The sequence below is a fragment of the Neobacillus sp. NRS-1170 genome (assembly GCF_050468025.1).
Window position 1 is genome coordinate 12,735 of the sequence record NZ_JBITPF010000013.1, and the last position, 15,180, is coordinate 27,914.

The window sequence follows — 15,180 nt, forward strand, 5'->3', positions numbered from 1 at the left end:
ATAAAATAGTTGATGTCTCCAAATTATAACAAGTATGCTCAGGGTCTATTACCTATTTAGTTTAAGTTCTAAACTAGAAACTGGAAACATATGGTGGATGTGAGTAGAAGATTTAAGGAGGAAAAGGATTAGAATGCGTGACTACATAAAGAGGTTTTTGATTGCCATTATTATGGCACTTTGTGTCAGTTTATTGTTTTTAGGAGGGAAACATTCACAAGCTGCAAGTTTGGAAAAAATGAAGGAATTACAGGAACATTGGATTTGGCCCGCAGATGGAGTCATTTCCGATACATACGGAACAAGGCAGGGAAAACATAAAGGGATAGATATTGCTGGGAAAATCGATACGCCAGTTCTGGCGGTTGATGACGGAATTGTCATCAAATCATATTTTTCCAATACATACGGAAATGTCGTGTTTATTAAACACCCAAGTAAGGTTGTTACTGTTTATGCACATTTAACTCGACGTAATGTTTATGTTAACCAAAACATAAAACAAGGTGACGTCGTTGGAAAAATGGGGAAAACGGGACAAGCCACAGGAACACATCTCCATTTTGAAACACATGAATTAGAATGGAGATATGATAAGAAATATGCAATCGACCCTGAAAGGCTTTTAGGAAAAGCGGATGTGGGTGAGTTTGTACAAGGCGGAGTTGCTTCTAGCGGATATGATGTCCTTGAAGCTAGCACACATGTTAAAAGTTCAACTAAAGGCCGTTCAATACACATAAAAGCTAATAAATATGTCGTTCAACAAGGAGATACCCTGTACTCGATCTCTAAAAAAAGCAATATGTCTGTCAAGAGATTAAAGGATATTAATCATTTGCATTCTGATGTGATTAAACCGAAACAAATATTATTTGTCGAATAAAGGAGTACGTGACCCGTAAATGATATTGTTTACGGGTTTAATTTTTTTACTTAACAAATTACCATTTCTCAAGTATAATAATTTTATAATTTCATATCGATCTATCTTCGGGGCAGGGTGAAATTCCCGATCGGCGGTATTAGAGTATACTCTTAAGCCCGCGAGCCTTTTAGGCAGGATTTGGTGCGATTCCAAAGCCGACAGTATAGTCTGGATGGGAGAAGATGGAGGTTCTGCAAGCGTTCAAAAAATAATGGTTTTTAGAACGTTTATTAAGTGTGCCTTTGTACTCCCTCAAGTATTTTTTACTTGGGGGGTTTATTATTTACAGGGCATCTGTATGCTGAACCTCTCTTCCTAAGGTGATGGATCAAAAAAGGAGAGAGGAAGATGAAAGTAATGAAGAAAACAAATGTAAAGGCCATGGTTTCAATTGCAATGCTAAGCAGTATTGCCTATCTACTAATGCTATTAAACTTTCCGCTGCCGTTTTTCCAAAATTTCTTATTAGTTGATTTCAGTGACATCCCAGCGTTAATTGCAGCATTAATTTTTGGGCCAATTGCAGGAATTGTTGTCGAATTTATCAAAGTTGTACTCAATTATTTAGCGACCGGTAGTCCAACAGGAATACCTGTTGGCCATATTGCTAATTTTCTCGCGGGAATCTCATTTATTTTGCCAACCTATTATTTATATACCAAAATGAAAACACGTAAGGGAATGACCATTGCATTAGTTCTTGGGACAATTACGATGGCCGTGATCATGAGTATTGCCAATTACTTTGTCATTCTTCCAGCATATACAGCCCTTTTGAAATATCCTGACATGCGTAACATAGTTGTACCTGCAATCCTTCCATTTAATATTATTAAAGGTGTGATTATGTCATCCATCTTTATGTTATTATTCATTCGACTGCAAACATGGATAAATAAATTATCCGTAATAAAAAGTGTATAATAAACAAAAGGCAACCAATTAATGTGGTTGCCTTTTGTTTATTGCAAAATGAAAAACCCTCTTCAAATTCAGAAGAGGGTTAGCAGCTTAACAATATTTTTTTGACAAAATATTATTCAAATTTAGTTGGATTGCCATCAAATGGTTCGTCAGCAACCTTAATGGAATCTGTTGGGCAGCCTTCAAATGCATCCATCATGTCATCAACTAATACATCAGGAATTTCAACGATTCCTTCATTATCGTCAAGAGTTACGAATGCAATGCCTTCATCATCGTAATCGTAGATATCTGGTGCTGCTGCGCCGCATGCGCCACATGCGATACAAGTTTCCTTGTCAACAATTGTGTACTTTGCCATGAAAAAAAACCTCCCAGTAATATAACAAAATTCATCCATATTATATGGAAATGCATTACTCATATCTATTGTAAAACTGTACGAGTAACTTTTCAATAGAAAGTTGCTTTTATATAACCCGGTTTGTTGATTTGGTTATGTTACTTTAGCATAATTTTGAGCAACAAGATCTGTCATTTCATGTTAAAATAAGATAGAAAAAATGGGTAATTTGTCTAATAACATCAGAAAAGTGTGGGGCCCTTGATGAAACAAATTGAATCGATTCTTCTAAATTGTTTAAAGAAATTAAATAGGGAAAGGACGATTTATTCCATCTATCACCTTTTAAATGGGAAAAAATCATCACAAACGATTCAAGATGCACATTTATTTTCACTGAAACATTTATTTGGGATATATGATACTCTAACTCGAGAATCCTTCGAAAATATTATTCACAATATGGTTGAAAAAAAGTGGATTCACAATTGTGGGGAGCAGCGATTCATCCTTACTCCAGATGGAGAGGTAAATTTAAATGACAATAAGATGCCCAGCTTTCTGAATGGTTGGGATTATCACCCATTTACAATGAATTTTTGGGAAAGATTATCTTTGTTAGTCCAAGTAGCTTCAAACTTTGTGTACCATGAGACCCAATATATCCCCATACAAAAAAACAAAGATGTTCATTTTTGGTTGAAAACAATCATAAAAGAAGTCCAAGTACCCAGGCAGAAAATGGGAAGCATGCTTTATTCCGAGCTGGTAGATAGTTTTAAAGAAGCCAACAATACCGATCCTTCTGTTCTAATTTTCCGATTGACAGGGTATCAACAAATTGGGTTAACTTCTGAGCAGACAGCTATGAGGCTGAATATGGATATTCACGATTATAATATTGAATTTATCAATATTATCCATTACTTGCTGCAAAAGATTAATCGAGAACCAAAGCACTTTCCATTATTATCGTTGCTTATGAGGGATTTAAAACAAAATAATGAATTAACAATTTCATCCAGAAAAACATGGAACCTATTAACTCAAGGGTATTCCCCTGAGATTATTGCAGACATAAGGCATTTAAAATTAAGTACAATTGAGGACCACTTTGTAGAATTTGCCTTACATATTAATGATTTTTCAATTGATGACTATGTAGAAAAAAATCTGCAGGACACAATTCTGGAAATTTCACGGCAAACTAAATCGCGGCAGCTTAAGTTAATAAGGGACAAAGTGAAAATGGCCAGCTACTTTCAAATAAGATTAGTATTGGCGAAGTATGGTGAGCGATAATGGAGTTAGAGATTCTATTAAAAAAACATTTTGGCTATGACTCATTCAAGATAGGACAAAAGGAAGTAATCACTTCTATTTTAGCAGGAACGCATACTTTCGCCATGCTTCCTACTGGGACAGGAAAGTCCTTATGCTATCAGCTTCCTGGGCTTATTCTAAAAGGACACATATTAATTATTTCTCCTCTCCTTTCCCTAATGCAGGATCAAGTAGAGCAATTTAAGCGCTTTGGTGAAAAAAGAGTGGTTGCATTGAATTCGTTTCTTACACAAGAGGAAAAAAATAGTGTCCTTCGCCAGTTAAAAAAATATAAATTTATCTTTATATCACCGGAAATGTTAAGTGTTCCTTTTATTATACGAAAGCTTGGTGAGCTGTCCATTTCCTTATTCGTCGTAGATGAAGCCCATTGTATTTCACAATGGGGATATGATTTTCGACCTGATTATTCGAAACTGGGCGATATTCGCCAACATTTGGGAGATCCTTTGACACTTGCTCTCACTGCAACAGCAACAAAGCAAGTTCGGAACGATATAATTCAATCACTCGGTATTGAAAATTGTAGAAAAGTGGAATCAACCATAGATCGTCCCAATATTGCTTTTAAGGTGGAGAAAATAGCGGATTACAATAATAAACATTATCGGGTAGTTGAGTTGGTTTCTAAACTGCAGAAACCCGGAATAATTTATTTTTCCAGTAAAAAATCAGCGGAGCAAATGGCTTCTTTATTAGCGGAAAAAGGGATTTGCCGAACCATGGCCTATCACGGGGGACAGGATCCGGATACTAGGGTATTAATCCAACAGCAATTTATTCACGGGCAGTTGGATGTCATCTGTGCTACTAGTGCATTTGGAATGGGTGTAAATAAAGAAAATATCCGATTTATCATCCACTATCATCTGCCTATGCAAATAGAATCCTATCTTCAGGAAATTGGAAGAGCAGGCCGAGATGGAGAACTTAGCATCGCCATTTTATTATACTCCCCCGGGGACGAGTACCTTCCGATTCAATTGGCAGAGGGGGAACTTCCATCAGAGGAGCAAATTGATTGGCTGTTTTCTAAATTAGAGCAGGAAGAAGATTATATGGATGGAAAGCTCCAATTGAATAATCATTTAAGAGAGCTAGGCGGTTTTAATGAAATTCAATGGCGTATCCTTAAGGATTTGATTAATGATGCACCACAAGACAGCCAAGTAGAACTTCAGAAAACCATTCAGTTATTTCTAAAGAAAAGGCTAACTGCGAAAATGAACAATATATATCAAATGAAAGCATGGGTGGAATCAAATGTATGTAGAAGGGAATTTATTTTGGATTACTTTGATGATGAATTCACCAAAAAGGTGATTCCGTGCTGCGATCAATGCGGGCTACAGCTGAAAGATTATCATTCTTCAATCGACCAGTCGAAAACGACAACAAACGAACTATCTTGGATGGAGTATCTTGGAAAAATATTAATGAAGAATGAGTTGAGCGAATGAAAAAGAAGTATAATGAATTGATAAAAAACTTAACTAACAAAGAGTTGCTTCTTCACCTCTATATGACGCAAATCATCCTTTTAGTCATTTCATTCATATTAGGGTTTATTTTCTTTGATCATTTCGACTATATGGATAATTTGCACTTTAAGGACTTTAATATTTTCCTAATAGGGATACCATCAGGAGCAGCTGTTGTGATGATCGATATAATCTTAATGAACTGTCTCCCATCCTCCTTTTATGATGACGGTGGATTAAATGAAAGAATTTTTAAACATAGAAATATTATTCATATCTTCATCATTGCAGCAATTGTCGCTTTTAGTGAGGAATTGTTATTTCGTGGGATCATCCAAACAAAAGTAGGTCTCATACTGGCCAGTATTATTTTTGCCATTATCCATTATCGATATCTTTTTAATTGGTTTTTATTTTTAAATATAGTCGTCCTTAGTTTTTTAATCGGTATGATATTTGAGTGGACAGATAATTTAGCCGTTACGATTGTCATGCATTTTATCATCGATTTCCTTTTGGGTGTATATATAAAATTTAGACGTTCACCAGGTAATGACGACGAGAAAGGAGTTTCTACGTGAATAAAGAGGAACCATATCGTGATCAAGCTGAAAGGTTAAAACAGCGGATACAAAAAATTAATGAAAAAATTGATGAATCAGGTGATTTGCCGCCAAGAGAGCAGCTGCACCGGCAAAAAAAGAAGAAAACAAAATGGAAGTTTAAATACCCGGTTATTCGACTATTGGTTCTTATCTTTATCCTTTTACCTGTCATTATTTTCAGCGTGATATCGTATCTAGATGGTAAGAAAATAAACAGTACCGTTAAGACATCTGGGGATTCTGTAGGCTATGAAACTATTAATCTAGAAAAAACAGAAATCGAAGAGAAAAATAAACAGGTCGATGAGCAACAGATGGAAAGTAACGAAGTAAAAACCGAAGCAGCTAATACTGAAGAGAATAGTACAAAAGAAATTTCCACAGCTCCAGGACCTGTCAACATCGATTCAAATAAGTCAGGAGATAAAAATAGTCAGCCAATACAAGAAACAAAGAAGTACCAACCACCCGCACCCAAAAAGCAAAGTAAAATCGTTTACCACACGGTTCAGCCGAAAGAAACCTTATATCATATTGCGATGGAATACTATAAGTCTCAATCAGGCATGAACATTATCAGACATGCTAACCATTTTCAAGGTGATAAAATCGATGCAGGCCAAGTACTAAAAATACCATTGAATAAATAACCGATCTATCATTAGATTGGTTTTTTAATTTGGCTGTGTTAAATGCCATTGTTAATTTTTAACACTGTTGATTGGAGCACAAATCAACAACCGAGTTTTTCTGAGCTTTAAATTAAAAAAACATAAACTAGCGGACAAGTTCATATTTATATACGGAGAAATGGAGGCTGATAAAATGGATTCTTCAATCCAATTACTTGAAAATACGGATCAAGCCACAAAGCAGGCACTTGAAAATGTGAGGAAAAGAAAAGAGAAGTTTGACAAATTTAAAAACTGGCATAAACTATCAATTTGGGGAACAATCATATTGGCTGCATTATTCTTCCTTTATTTATATATTACCGTTGCCAGTGTTTATTCGTATTCTTTTGCTGCAATGTTTTCTGCTTTTGTCAATGATTCTAAAAACTTTACCTTCTTGGTTTTTTCTGTTGGAATGTATGGAGCCATGAATTTGCTAAAAGAGAAGAAGGATAAAGCAGAAAAGGAATATCATGAACTAAGATGTGAAATTGTTGACCGCAGCAAGGACTACTGGAAAAAAGAAGAGGAATGGAAAAACCGTCATTTAGTATTTGAGATTATGAAAAAAAATTATGATATAAACCTTTATCATGAAAAGAAATAGAAGCAGAGCGATCTGCTTCTTTTATCCATTAGAAAATCTTCTTTTTTCCACGTTCCTCTTTTAAAATTTCCACTGCTTCACGGAAGCGCTGTGAATGGATAATCTCACGTTCACGTAAAAAGCGAAGACTATCATTAATATCTGGATCATCACTAATGTTAATCAACCATTGGTACGTTGCCCTGGCTTTTTCTTCTGCTGCTATATCTTCATATAAATCAGCAATAGGGTCACCTTTGGCAGTAATATAGGTAGCAGTAAAGGGTGAGCCTGCAGCATTATGGTAATATAGTGCACTGTCATGGTCAGCATAATGATCCCCTAATCCCGCTGCCTTCAATTGCTCAGGGGTAGCATCTTTTGTTAATTTATACACCATTGTGGCAATCATTTCGAGATGGGCAAACTCTTCAGTACCGATATCTGTCAAAAGACCAATTACTTTATCAGGTATGGTATACCTCTGGTTTAAATATCGTAATGCTGCGGCAAGCTCTCCATCAGCACCTCCATATTGTTCAATTAAGTATTTTGCTAAAGTCGGATTACAGGTACTGACTCGTACGGGATATTGGAGCTTCTTTTCGTAAATCCACATTTAATGTAATCCCTCCCTCTAAATTAAACCTGCCATGGCCATGGACTATCGTCCCAGTTCCAAGGATGTCCGGAGTAACTGTTGCCAAACTGCTGCAAAGGGCCAAATTGACTTTCAAATGCTTTTTTGAGTCTCTTCCTTTCCCTCACATAATGATTAAATTGGTTAATTGCCTCAAAATCATCGTTATGAGTATCTAAGTATAGGGTTAGCTCAACCAAGACGAAGTCAACAGCTTGAAGCTGTTCCATCAATTGATAATATTCGGCAGGAACCTGTTTCAAGTCGTCAGTCCCCCTCCCGCTTTCTCAAAAGCATTGTAATACGGGTCATAAAAATCCTTCCAAAGTGTGCCTGCTCTCAATGCCTCAAGCGGGGAAAATTGCGGAAGATTTGGCGGCTGGAATCCAATATATAAATGAGGTGGAGTGGAATAGGTTTTTTCAAGTATCGGCTTGCAGGGGTCAAATGGACTCGCATACGGATGATAGACCTTTTGATGAGTGTGCATTGTGGCCCTCCCTATTTTTTCAATATCATTTAAATATATGAAATTTTTATCAAAACATGACATAAAACTTTAATATATGAAAGGGTTTTTCATTGTCTTGTAGAAGTATAATATAAGTAGGAATATAACTTTGAGGTGATGGAAATTGTTCGTGAAAAATATTATGATACCAAAGCATGAATGCTTTACTGTACAAGCAGATGTAACCCTTAAACAGGCTTTGGAAAGTCTTGAAAAACATCAAATAGATGGGTTACCGGTCTTACAAGGAGAGCAATATGCAGGTGTAGTCACAAGATACAGCATCTATGAAAATTATTTCCTATCGAATAAACCAAAGGATGAATATTTAAATTTAACGGTAGTAAAAGATATAGCCACTCACCAAGAAAAGTTTTTAGAGGGCTCTGAATTATTTGAAAAGACACTCCTTGATTTAAAGGATTTTCCATTATTAGCAGTTGTTGATTCAAATCATCAATTTCTCGGGGTTGTTACACGGTCCGATGTATTAAGTTCATTCGAAAGCGCATTTGGTGTAAACCGCCCAGGTGTTAGAATTGCCTTTACATCTGTTGAAACTGAGGGACGGATTGCCCGCCTCTCTGAAATAGCTCACCAATTTCACGAGCATATCATATCACTTGTAACTTTTGATGAAACAGACAGACTCGTTCGTAGAATTGTGATGAAGGTTGAAAAGAAAAACAATATGGACCGCTTTATAAAGAAACTAGAAGAGCATGGCTTCCGAATTTTAAGTATTCAAGAGGATGATTAAACTCAAATAAAGGAAAAAAAAAGACTCCTTCTCATATATTTTTATGGGAGGGGGTTTTTATGTTTATGAGGTTAGTTCAATTTGTTTTTGCTTTTTTCAGTGGATATTTAGTGATTAAATGGATTTCAATACCACATCCTTATGTACTTGCTGACTTTTTTGTCGGAATTGTCATAAATCCATTACAATTCTTCGCAGCTGCAATTGCTTTATTCATTGGAATTTTAATCAATGGAGGAGTAATAAAAGGGATTATTAATAAGACGATAAAAGCATGGAGGAAGCAAATGTCTTGGAGTATCCTAATGTTATTGGAATATTGTGGTTTTGGAATCGTGTTTTTCCTTCTTTTTTATATTGGCTGGGAAGAAACACTCCTTTTTTTTAGTTTGAGTTTTCTTTATGGTATGATTTCTATAGAAAAATAAAAGGGGAACAAACAGAATGATTATTATATTAGTTGCTTTGATTTTAGGCGGCATACTTTTGCTTTTATATATGCTAAATCAAGCTTTTCAAAATAAAGTCAAGGAACAGGATATTTATTTTCCGGACTTTCCGGCCATGTTTGGAGAGGTAAAGATCTTTTTTATTTCAGATATACATAGAAGAACAATCTCGCAAACCATCCTTAATAATGTTAAAGGGAAGGCTGATATTGTCATCATAGGGGGAGATTTAACAGAGAAGGGAGTCCCCTTTGAGAGAGTGAAAACCAATTTAAACAAATTAAAACAAATTGGACCCGTTTACTTTGTTTGGGGAAACAATGACTATGAGGTTGACTACCATGAATTAGATGCTATCTTTATGGACCATGGTATTAAAGTGTTAGACAATACTTCTGTTACCTTTGAATCGAATCAAGGAGAAAAATTATGTTTGCTTGGAGTGGATGACTTTAACCAAAATCGTGACCGCCTTGAGTTAGCACTGTTAGATGCAGAGGAAAATAGTTTTAAAATTTTGGCAAGCCATTATCCTAATATAACAAACAAAATTCTTCCGGAGCATGAAATACGTTTAGTATTAAGCGGACATACCCATGGAGGTCAGATTCATATTTTCGGTTATAGTCCCTATAAACGAGGAAGGCTGACAAGACTTAAAAATACAACCCTTTTAATTAGTAATGGATATGGAACAACTATGCTGCCCTTAAGGTTAGGCGCCCCTGCAGAATGCCATCTTATTACCCTTAGAAATGGCCCTGCCCCGGATAAGGTGATGTAGACAATTCACAAACAAAGCCCTGAGGCATACACTACAAACAAGAGTGATGTCACAGCAGGGGGCAAAATCATGCGCTTAGAACGCTTAACAGCCAATAAAATTAAAATTTTTTTAACCTCTGATGATTTAATTGATAGGGGACTTTCCAAGGAAGATATTTGGAAGGATTCAAGCAAATGGAATCAGCTTTTTCATGATATGCTTGAGGAAGCAAGTGAGGAATTTGATGTAGATATACAGGGGTCTGTGGCAGTGGAAATATTCTCCCTTCAGGCACAGGGGATGATTATGATCATTACTGTAAATGAAGCAGAAGAAGATGAAGAGATACTATACGATGGATTTATTGAAATGCAAGTAAGGGTCGGAGGATTTGATGACCTAATATATGAGTTTGAGGAATTTGAAGACATAATTAGTCTTACCCAAAGATTATCCTACATGAATATATTTGGCGGTAGCCTATATTTTATGAACAACCACTATTACCTTTTAATGGAAAAATTAGAATCTACAAAAAACGAACAAGTGGCTTGTATATTTTCGGAATTTGGCAATGCTTCAATCATTAGTCCATTTGTACTTATGGAATATGGAAAAAAGATTATCGAAAATAAAGCGGTGGAGACTATTCTTCATTTTTTTAAAATATAAAAAATGGATGAAGTAAACCTATTGGACAAATGCTATCCATAAATCATTAAATTAATCATGGATGGCAGCGTTTACATAATATCGAATTAATGTAGAAAACTATGTTTTTTTTCTTGCATAAATCATTTAAAGGTGTATACTTGTGTCTGAAAGCGGACAACATTCGTAAAAGCAATTTCTAGGAGGATTACAAATGGTAGCCGAAAATGCAAATGAAAAGACTAATCAAGAGGAAAATCATGATGTGTTAAAATCAACACAGACTGTGATTCATAAGGCCCTTGAAAAGTTAGGTTATCCTGAAGAGGTATACGAGCTCTTGAAAGAGCCGTTACGTATGATGACAGTAAAAATTCCAATTAGAATGGATGACGGTTCAATAAAAATATTTACTGGCTACCGTGCACAGCATAATGATGCAGTTGGGCCTACAAAAGGCGGAATTCGCTTCCACCCAGGAGTAACAGAGACAGAAGTGAAAGCACTTTCAATTTGGATGAGTTTAAAATGTGGAATTGTCGACCTTCCATACGGAGGGGGAAAAGGTGGTATCATCTGCGATCCTCGTGATATGTCTTTTAGAGAGCTTGAAAGACTTAGCCGTGGATACGTACGAGCTATCAGTCAAATTGTAGGACCTACGAAGGATATTCCTGCTCCAGACGTATTTACCAATTCGCAAATTATGGCTTGGATGATGGATGAATACAGCCGAATCGATGAATTTAACTCTCCAGGCTTCATCACTGGTAAGCCGCTTGTTCTCGGCGGATCACATGGTCGTGAATCTGCTACTGCAAAGGGTGTAACCATCTGTATTCGTGAAGCAGCCCAAAAGAAAGGAATTCAAATCGAGGGTGCAAGAGTAGTCGTCCAAGGTTTTGGAAATGCCGGAAGCTATTTATCAAAATTCATGCATGACGCAGGGGCGAAGGTTGTAGGGATTTCGGATGCTTACGGTGCATTATACGATTCAAATGGTCTAGATATTGATTATCTATTAGATAGAAGAGACAGCTTTGGAACAGTAACAAAATTATTTAATAACACAATTTCAAATAAAGAATTACTAGAACTTGAGTGTGACATTCTTGTCCCTGCGGCAATTGAAAATCAAATTACTGCTGAGAACGCTCATAACATTCGTGCAAGTATCGTTGTAGAGGCGGCTAACGGCCCAACTACTTTAGAGGCAACAGAAATTTTAACAGAACGTGGTGTTCTTCTTGTTCCAGACGTTTTAGCATCTGCTGGCGGGGTTACGGTATCTTATTTCGAGTGGGTACAAAATAACCAAGGCTACTACTGGTCAGAAGAAGAAGTGGAAGAAAAGCTTGAAAAAGTAATGGTTAAATCATTTAAAAATATTTATGACACTGCTCAAACCCGACGTGTAGACATGCGCCTTGCTGCTTATATGGTTGGGGTTAGAAAGATGGCTGAAGCAAGCCGCTTCAGAGGCTGGATTTAAAGGCTAAACATTGAAAAAAAACGAAAAAACTCCTATCATTAAACGATAGGAGTTTTTTTAGTTTCGGTTATGTTAAAGGATATAACTGATTTTGAAACCCTGTTGATTTGAGCGGAAGGGGCGAGACTCCGCGAACCGCTTGCGCCTGGAGCGCAAATCAACAGCCAAGTTTAACACAGTTTATGTATTTATTAAGGAGTGTACCTAAAGTGCAAATAGAAGACATAATCATTGTTGGCGGCGGACCTTGCGGGCTTGCAGCAGCTATTTCTCTTCAAGAAATCGGAAAAAAGCCATTAATTATAGAAAAAGGGAATGTAGTTAATTCCATATATCATTATCCGACCCATCAAACCTTTTTTAGTACCAGTGAAAAATTAGAAATTGGTGATGTACCTTTTTTTACAGATACCTACAAACCTAAACGAAATCAGGCACTTGTCTATTATCGGGAAGTCGCAAGACGGAAGGAGCTCCGGATAAACTCATTCGAGAAGGTAAATAAAGTATCAAAGCAAGATGATTTATTTCATGTCATTACGGATAAAAATAGCTACTGTGCCCATTATGTAATTATTGCAACAGGTTATTATGATCATCCGAATTACATGAATGTCCCTGGGGAAGACTTGTCTAAAGTTAAACATTATTTTAAAGAAGCACATCCGTATTTTGACAAAGATGTATGTGTAATCGGCGGGAAAAATTCAAGCGTGGATGCTGCACTGGAATTGGTGAAGGCAGGGGCGAGAGTGACCGTACTCTATCGAGGAAAAGAATATTCTCCCAGCATTAAGCCGTGGATTCTCCCGGAATTTGAAGCATTGGTTCGTACAGGGACTATATTAATGGAATTTAACGCAAATGTTAAGGCTATAACCGAGGCGCAAGTTATATATAATATAGACGGTGTTGAAAAAACAATTAGTAACGATTTTGTTTTTGCGATGACCGGTTATCATCCCGATCATCAATTTTTAAAAACGATGGGTGTGAAAATTGATTCAGAATCAGGCAGACCGCTATTTAATCCTGAAACCATGGAGACCAATGTGGAGGGTATCTATATAGCGGGGGTAATTGCTGCCGGAAACAATGCGAATGAAATATTTATCGAAAATGGCAGGTTCCATGGCGGACAAATTGCACACTCCATTATAGAAAAAGAAGCTGAAGGGTGATTGAGATGATGAAAAAGGTTGTTTTATTAACAACTGGAGGAACAATCGCTAGTAAACCAAATAAGGATTCTGGAAAACTTGCTTCAGGTGCCCTTACCGGGGAAGAACTTGCTGCGATGTGTAATTTACCAAAAGACATTGAAGTCATAGTAGAATCTGTTTTTCAAAAAGCGAGCATTCATATTACATTTGAAGATCTAACTACATTAAAAAACAAAATAGTGGACTATTTTAAAGATGAGACAGTTGCAGGTGTTGTAGTGACACACGGAACTGATACGATGGAAGAGACCGCTTATTTCCTTGATTTAACGATAAAAGACCATCGTCCTGTGGTGGTCACAGGCTCTCAACGTTCTCCTGAAGATTTAGGGAGCGATGTTTATATTAATTTACGACATGCCATTTACTCAGCCTGCTCTACTGACCTGCATGAAGCTGGGGCAGTTGTTGTCTTTAATGAAAGGATATTCGCTGCCCGCTATGTAAAAAAAGAACACGCTTCAAATATTCAAGGTTTTAATGCCTTTGGTTTTGGATATCTTGGCATTATTGATAATGATCAAGTCCATGTCTTTCAAAAGCCGATTAAAAGAGAATATTATGAGATACAGACTGCAATCCCTCAAGTTGAATTGATTAAATGCTATATTGGTGCAGATGGGAAATTTATTAAAGCCGCACGTGATGCAGGGGTAAAAGGAATTGTTCTTGAAGGTGTCGGCCGCGGCCAGGTGGCTCCTCAAATGATGGATGAAATTGAAATGGCAATTAAGCAGGGAATTAAATTGGTGATTACAACCAGTGCAGAAGAGGGTTCTGTTTACACAACCTATGATTACGAAGGCAGTGCCTATGACCTCTATAAAAAAGGGGTAATTTTAGGAAGTGACAATGATTCTAAAAAGGCAAGAATCAAATTGGCTGTTGCCCTTGCAAGCGGCTTAGAAAATATAAACTTTTAAATGATTTAGACAATCTTTCTAGATGAAGTGGAAGGAAACTATCATTTTCTTTATATTGTTTCCATGGTACCATTAAGAAAACGGATTGGAAAAGAGAGGTTTAACATGCTGGGGATATTATCTGCCGGGATTGCCCCCGGACTGGCCTTACTTAGTTATTTTTATTTAAAAGATGAATATGAGCCAGAGCCAATTTCCTTTGTACTTCGGACATTTTTGTACGGAGCCTTATTGGTGTTTCCGATTATGTTTATTCAGCATGTTCTTGAAACTGAAAACCTGCTTCAATCCCATCTATTAGATGCATTTCTAAACACCGGCCTGCTGGAGGAATTTTTTAAGTGGTTTATCCTTTTTTATGCTATCTACCAGCATGTTGAGTTTGATGAGCCATTCGATGGAATCGTATATGCCGTTTCCGTTTCTCTTGGTTTTGCGACAGTAGAAAATATTTTCTATCTAATCGCAAATGGGATTGAACATGCGATGACCAGAGCATTATTGCCGGTATCAAGTCATGCATTGTTCGGGGTTATTATGGGCTTTTATCTTGGTAAGGCGAAGTTTACGGATGGAAACAAAGCAAAGTGGATTTTCCTTTCGCTTCTACTGCCTTTCATTCTCCATGGATTCTATGATTTTATTTTAATTTCACAAGAACATTGGCTGTTTATTATTTTTCCGTTTATGATTTTTCTGTGGTGGTTTGGTTTAAGAAAAGTGAAAAAAGCTAAGATATTGAGTGCCAAACATTTAAAAAAACAGTACCCAGTTCAAAAAACTCTTCATTCCTGATGAAGGGTTTTTTTATTTTTGGAATAAAAACACCAATTAGACAAAAAATAGGGTTACTGCAAAAAGATTTACAACGGGGGTTATT

The 15,180-nt window shown here is 36.5% G+C and carries 19 protein-coding genes and 1 riboswitch; of the genes, 15 read left to right on the forward strand and 4 right to left on the reverse strand.

Annotated features, from left to right (window positions below; translation table 11 throughout):
- The first annotated feature begins 133 nt into the window (after positions 1 to 133).
- Both ACIFOT_RS05020 and ACIFOT_RS05025 read left to right on the forward strand, forming a co-directional pair.
- Positions 134 to 886 (forward strand): peptidoglycan DD-metalloendopeptidase family protein, encoded by a 753-nt coding sequence (locus ACIFOT_RS05020; protein ID WP_430062482.1) that lies wholly within the window; start codon positions 134 to 136, stop codon positions 884 to 886.
- Between the two features lie 99 nt (positions 887 to 985).
- A riboswitch (FMN riboswitch) is annotated at positions 986 to 1,116 on the forward strand.
- Between the two features lie 169 nt (positions 1,117 to 1,285).
- Positions 1,286 to 1,852 (forward strand): ECF transporter S component, encoded by a 567-nt coding sequence (locus ACIFOT_RS05025; RefSeq protein ID WP_430062765.1) that lies wholly within the window; start codon positions 1,286 to 1,288, stop codon positions 1,850 to 1,852.
- A gap of 112 nt (positions 1,853 to 1,964) precedes the next feature.
- On the opposite strand, the gene ACIFOT_RS05030 is transcribed toward ACIFOT_RS05025, so the two are convergent.
- Positions 1,965 to 2,213: a ferredoxin gene (locus tag ACIFOT_RS05030; RefSeq protein WP_223591608.1), complete on the reverse strand. Its 249-nt coding sequence runs from the start codon at positions 2,211 to 2,213 to the stop codon at positions 1,965 to 1,967.
- 246 nt (positions 2,214 to 2,459) lie between these two features.
- On the opposite strand from ACIFOT_RS05030, the gene ACIFOT_RS05035 reads away from it, so the two are divergent.
- The 5 genes from ACIFOT_RS05035 (at position 2,460) to ACIFOT_RS05055 (ending at position 6,906) form a co-directional block, all read left to right on the forward strand.
- A complete protein-coding gene (locus ACIFOT_RS05035; RefSeq protein ID WP_430062484.1) occupies positions 2,460 to 3,497 on the forward strand; it encodes a helix-turn-helix domain-containing protein in 1,038 nt (345 codons plus the stop codon).
- The gene (locus ACIFOT_RS05040; protein WP_430062487.1) at positions 3,497 to 4,999 is read left to right on the forward strand and encodes a RecQ family ATP-dependent DNA helicase; all 1,503 of its coding nucleotides are present in this window, start codon (positions 3,497 to 3,499) and stop codon (positions 4,997 to 4,999) included. Before ACIFOT_RS05035 ends, ACIFOT_RS05040 begins: the two co-directional genes overlap by 1 nt.
- Positions 4,996 to 5,601: a CPBP family intramembrane glutamic endopeptidase gene (locus ACIFOT_RS05045; protein WP_430062489.1), complete on the forward strand. Its 606-nt coding sequence runs from the start codon at positions 4,996 to 4,998 to the stop codon at positions 5,599 to 5,601. The genes ACIFOT_RS05040 and ACIFOT_RS05045 overlap by 4 nt, the downstream gene beginning before the upstream one ends.
- A complete protein-coding gene (locus ACIFOT_RS05050) occupies positions 5,598 to 6,275 on the forward strand; it encodes a LysM peptidoglycan-binding domain-containing protein (RefSeq protein ID WP_430062491.1) in 678 nt (225 codons plus the stop codon). The genes ACIFOT_RS05045 and ACIFOT_RS05050 overlap by 4 nt, the downstream gene beginning before the upstream one ends.
- Before the next feature lie 175 nt (positions 6,276 to 6,450).
- The gene (locus ACIFOT_RS05055; RefSeq protein ID WP_430062493.1) at positions 6,451 to 6,906 is read left to right on the forward strand and encodes a YpbF family protein; all 456 of its coding nucleotides are present in this window, start codon (positions 6,451 to 6,453) and stop codon (positions 6,904 to 6,906) included.
- A 28-nt stretch (positions 6,907 to 6,934) separates the two neighbouring features.
- On the opposite strand, the gene cotJC is transcribed toward ACIFOT_RS05055, so the two are convergent.
- The 3 genes from cotJC to ACIFOT_RS05070 are packed head-to-tail and all read right to left on the reverse strand — an operon-like array spanning position 6,935 to position 8,015.
- Positions 6,935 to 7,504: a spore coat protein CotJC gene (gene cotJC / locus ACIFOT_RS05060; RefSeq protein ID WP_430062496.1), complete on the reverse strand. Its 570-nt coding sequence runs from the start codon at positions 7,502 to 7,504 to the stop codon at positions 6,935 to 6,937.
- 23 nt (positions 7,505 to 7,527) lie between these two features.
- Entirely contained in the window at positions 7,528 to 7,788 is a 261-nt protein-coding gene (locus ACIFOT_RS05065) for a spore coat protein CotJB (protein WP_430062499.1), read from the reverse strand.
- The gene (locus tag ACIFOT_RS05070) at positions 7,785 to 8,015 is read right to left on the reverse strand and encodes a spore coat associated protein CotJA (RefSeq protein ID WP_430062502.1); all 231 of its coding nucleotides are present in this window, start codon (positions 8,013 to 8,015) and stop codon (positions 7,785 to 7,787) included. The genes ACIFOT_RS05065 and ACIFOT_RS05070 overlap by 4 nt, the downstream gene beginning before the upstream one ends.
- 145 nt (positions 8,016 to 8,160) lie before the next feature.
- On the opposite strand from ACIFOT_RS05070, the gene ACIFOT_RS05075 reads away from it, so the two are divergent.
- The 8 genes from ACIFOT_RS05075 (at position 8,161) to prsW (ending at position 15,095) form a co-directional block, all read left to right on the forward strand.
- Positions 8,161 to 8,796 (forward strand): CBS domain-containing protein, encoded by a 636-nt coding sequence (locus ACIFOT_RS05075; protein WP_430062504.1) that lies wholly within the window; start codon positions 8,161 to 8,163, stop codon positions 8,794 to 8,796.
- 59 nt (positions 8,797 to 8,855) lie between these two features.
- A complete protein-coding gene (locus tag ACIFOT_RS05080; protein ID WP_430062507.1) occupies positions 8,856 to 9,224 on the forward strand; it encodes a hypothetical protein in 369 nt (122 codons plus the stop codon).
- Between the two features lie 16 nt (positions 9,225 to 9,240).
- Positions 9,241 to 10,029 (forward strand): metallophosphoesterase, encoded by a 789-nt coding sequence (locus tag ACIFOT_RS05085; RefSeq protein WP_430062510.1) that lies wholly within the window; start codon positions 9,241 to 9,243, stop codon positions 10,027 to 10,029.
- A gap of 69 nt (positions 10,030 to 10,098) precedes the next feature.
- Positions 10,099 to 10,683, forward strand: coding sequence for a genetic competence negative regulator (locus tag ACIFOT_RS05090; protein WP_430062513.1), 585 nt, complete (start codon positions 10,099 to 10,101; stop codon positions 10,681 to 10,683).
- Between the two features lie 193 nt (positions 10,684 to 10,876).
- Positions 10,877 to 12,154, forward strand: a complete 1,278-nt coding sequence (locus ACIFOT_RS05095) for a Glu/Leu/Phe/Val family dehydrogenase (protein WP_430062516.1) — start codon at positions 10,877 to 10,879, stop codon at positions 12,152 to 12,154.
- A 209-nt stretch (positions 12,155 to 12,363) separates the two neighbouring features.
- The gene (locus ACIFOT_RS05100; RefSeq protein ID WP_430062519.1) at positions 12,364 to 13,335 is read left to right on the forward strand and encodes a YpdA family putative bacillithiol disulfide reductase; all 972 of its coding nucleotides are present in this window, start codon (positions 12,364 to 12,366) and stop codon (positions 13,333 to 13,335) included.
- Positions 13,336 to 13,343: 8 nt separating this feature from the next.
- Positions 13,344 to 14,300: an asparaginase gene (locus tag ACIFOT_RS05105; RefSeq protein ID WP_430062769.1), complete on the forward strand. Its 957-nt coding sequence runs from the start codon at positions 13,344 to 13,346 to the stop codon at positions 14,298 to 14,300.
- A 105-nt stretch (positions 14,301 to 14,405) separates the two neighbouring features.
- Positions 14,406 to 15,095 (forward strand): glutamic-type intramembrane protease PrsW, encoded by a 690-nt coding sequence (prsW, locus tag ACIFOT_RS05110; RefSeq protein ID WP_430062522.1) that lies wholly within the window; start codon positions 14,406 to 14,408, stop codon positions 15,093 to 15,095.
- Positions 15,096 to 15,180 lie beyond the last annotated feature (85 nt).

Bases quoted from the DNA above. Each gene is read 5' to 3' on its own strand.
- ACIFOT_RS05020 (WP_430062482.1), top strand. From the start codon at position 134: ATGCGTGACTACATAAAGAGGTTTTTGATTGCCATTATTATGGCACTT.
- ACIFOT_RS05025 (WP_430062765.1), top strand. From the start codon at position 1,286: ATGAAGAAAACAAATGTAAAGGCCATGGTTTCAATTGCAATGCTAAGC.
- ACIFOT_RS05030 (WP_223591608.1), bottom strand. From the start codon at position 2,213: ATGGCAAAGTACACAATTGTTGACAAGGAAACTTGTATCGCATGTGGC.
- ACIFOT_RS05035 (WP_430062484.1), top strand. From the start codon at position 2,460: ATGAAACAAATTGAATCGATTCTTCTAAATTGTTTAAAGAAATTAAAT.
- ACIFOT_RS05040 (WP_430062487.1), top strand. From the start codon at position 3,497: ATGGAGTTAGAGATTCTATTAAAAAAACATTTTGGCTATGACTCATTC.
- ACIFOT_RS05045 (WP_430062489.1), top strand. From the start codon at position 4,996: ATGAAAAAGAAGTATAATGAATTGATAAAAAACTTAACTAACAAAGAG.
- ACIFOT_RS05055 (WP_430062493.1), top strand. From the start codon at position 6,451: ATGGATTCTTCAATCCAATTACTTGAAAATACGGATCAAGCCACAAAG.
- cotJC (WP_430062496.1), bottom strand. From the start codon at position 7,504: ATGTGGATTTACGAAAAGAAGCTCCAATATCCCGTACGAGTCAGTACC.
- ACIFOT_RS05070 (WP_430062502.1), bottom strand. From the start codon at position 8,015: ATGCACACTCATCAAAAGGTCTATCATCCGTATGCGAGTCCATTTGAC.
- ACIFOT_RS05080 (WP_430062507.1), top strand. From the start codon at position 8,856: ATGTTTATGAGGTTAGTTCAATTTGTTTTTGCTTTTTTCAGTGGATAT.
- ACIFOT_RS05085 (WP_430062510.1), top strand. From the start codon at position 9,241: ATGATTATTATATTAGTTGCTTTGATTTTAGGCGGCATACTTTTGCTT.
- ACIFOT_RS05090 (WP_430062513.1), top strand. From the start codon at position 10,099: ATGCGCTTAGAACGCTTAACAGCCAATAAAATTAAAATTTTTTTAACC.
- ACIFOT_RS05095 (WP_430062516.1), top strand. From the start codon at position 10,877: ATGGTAGCCGAAAATGCAAATGAAAAGACTAATCAAGAGGAAAATCAT.
- ACIFOT_RS05105 (WP_430062769.1), top strand. From the start codon at position 13,344: ATGAAAAAGGTTGTTTTATTAACAACTGGAGGAACAATCGCTAGTAAA.
- prsW (WP_430062522.1), top strand. From the start codon at position 14,406: ATGCTGGGGATATTATCTGCCGGGATTGCCCCCGGACTGGCCTTACTT.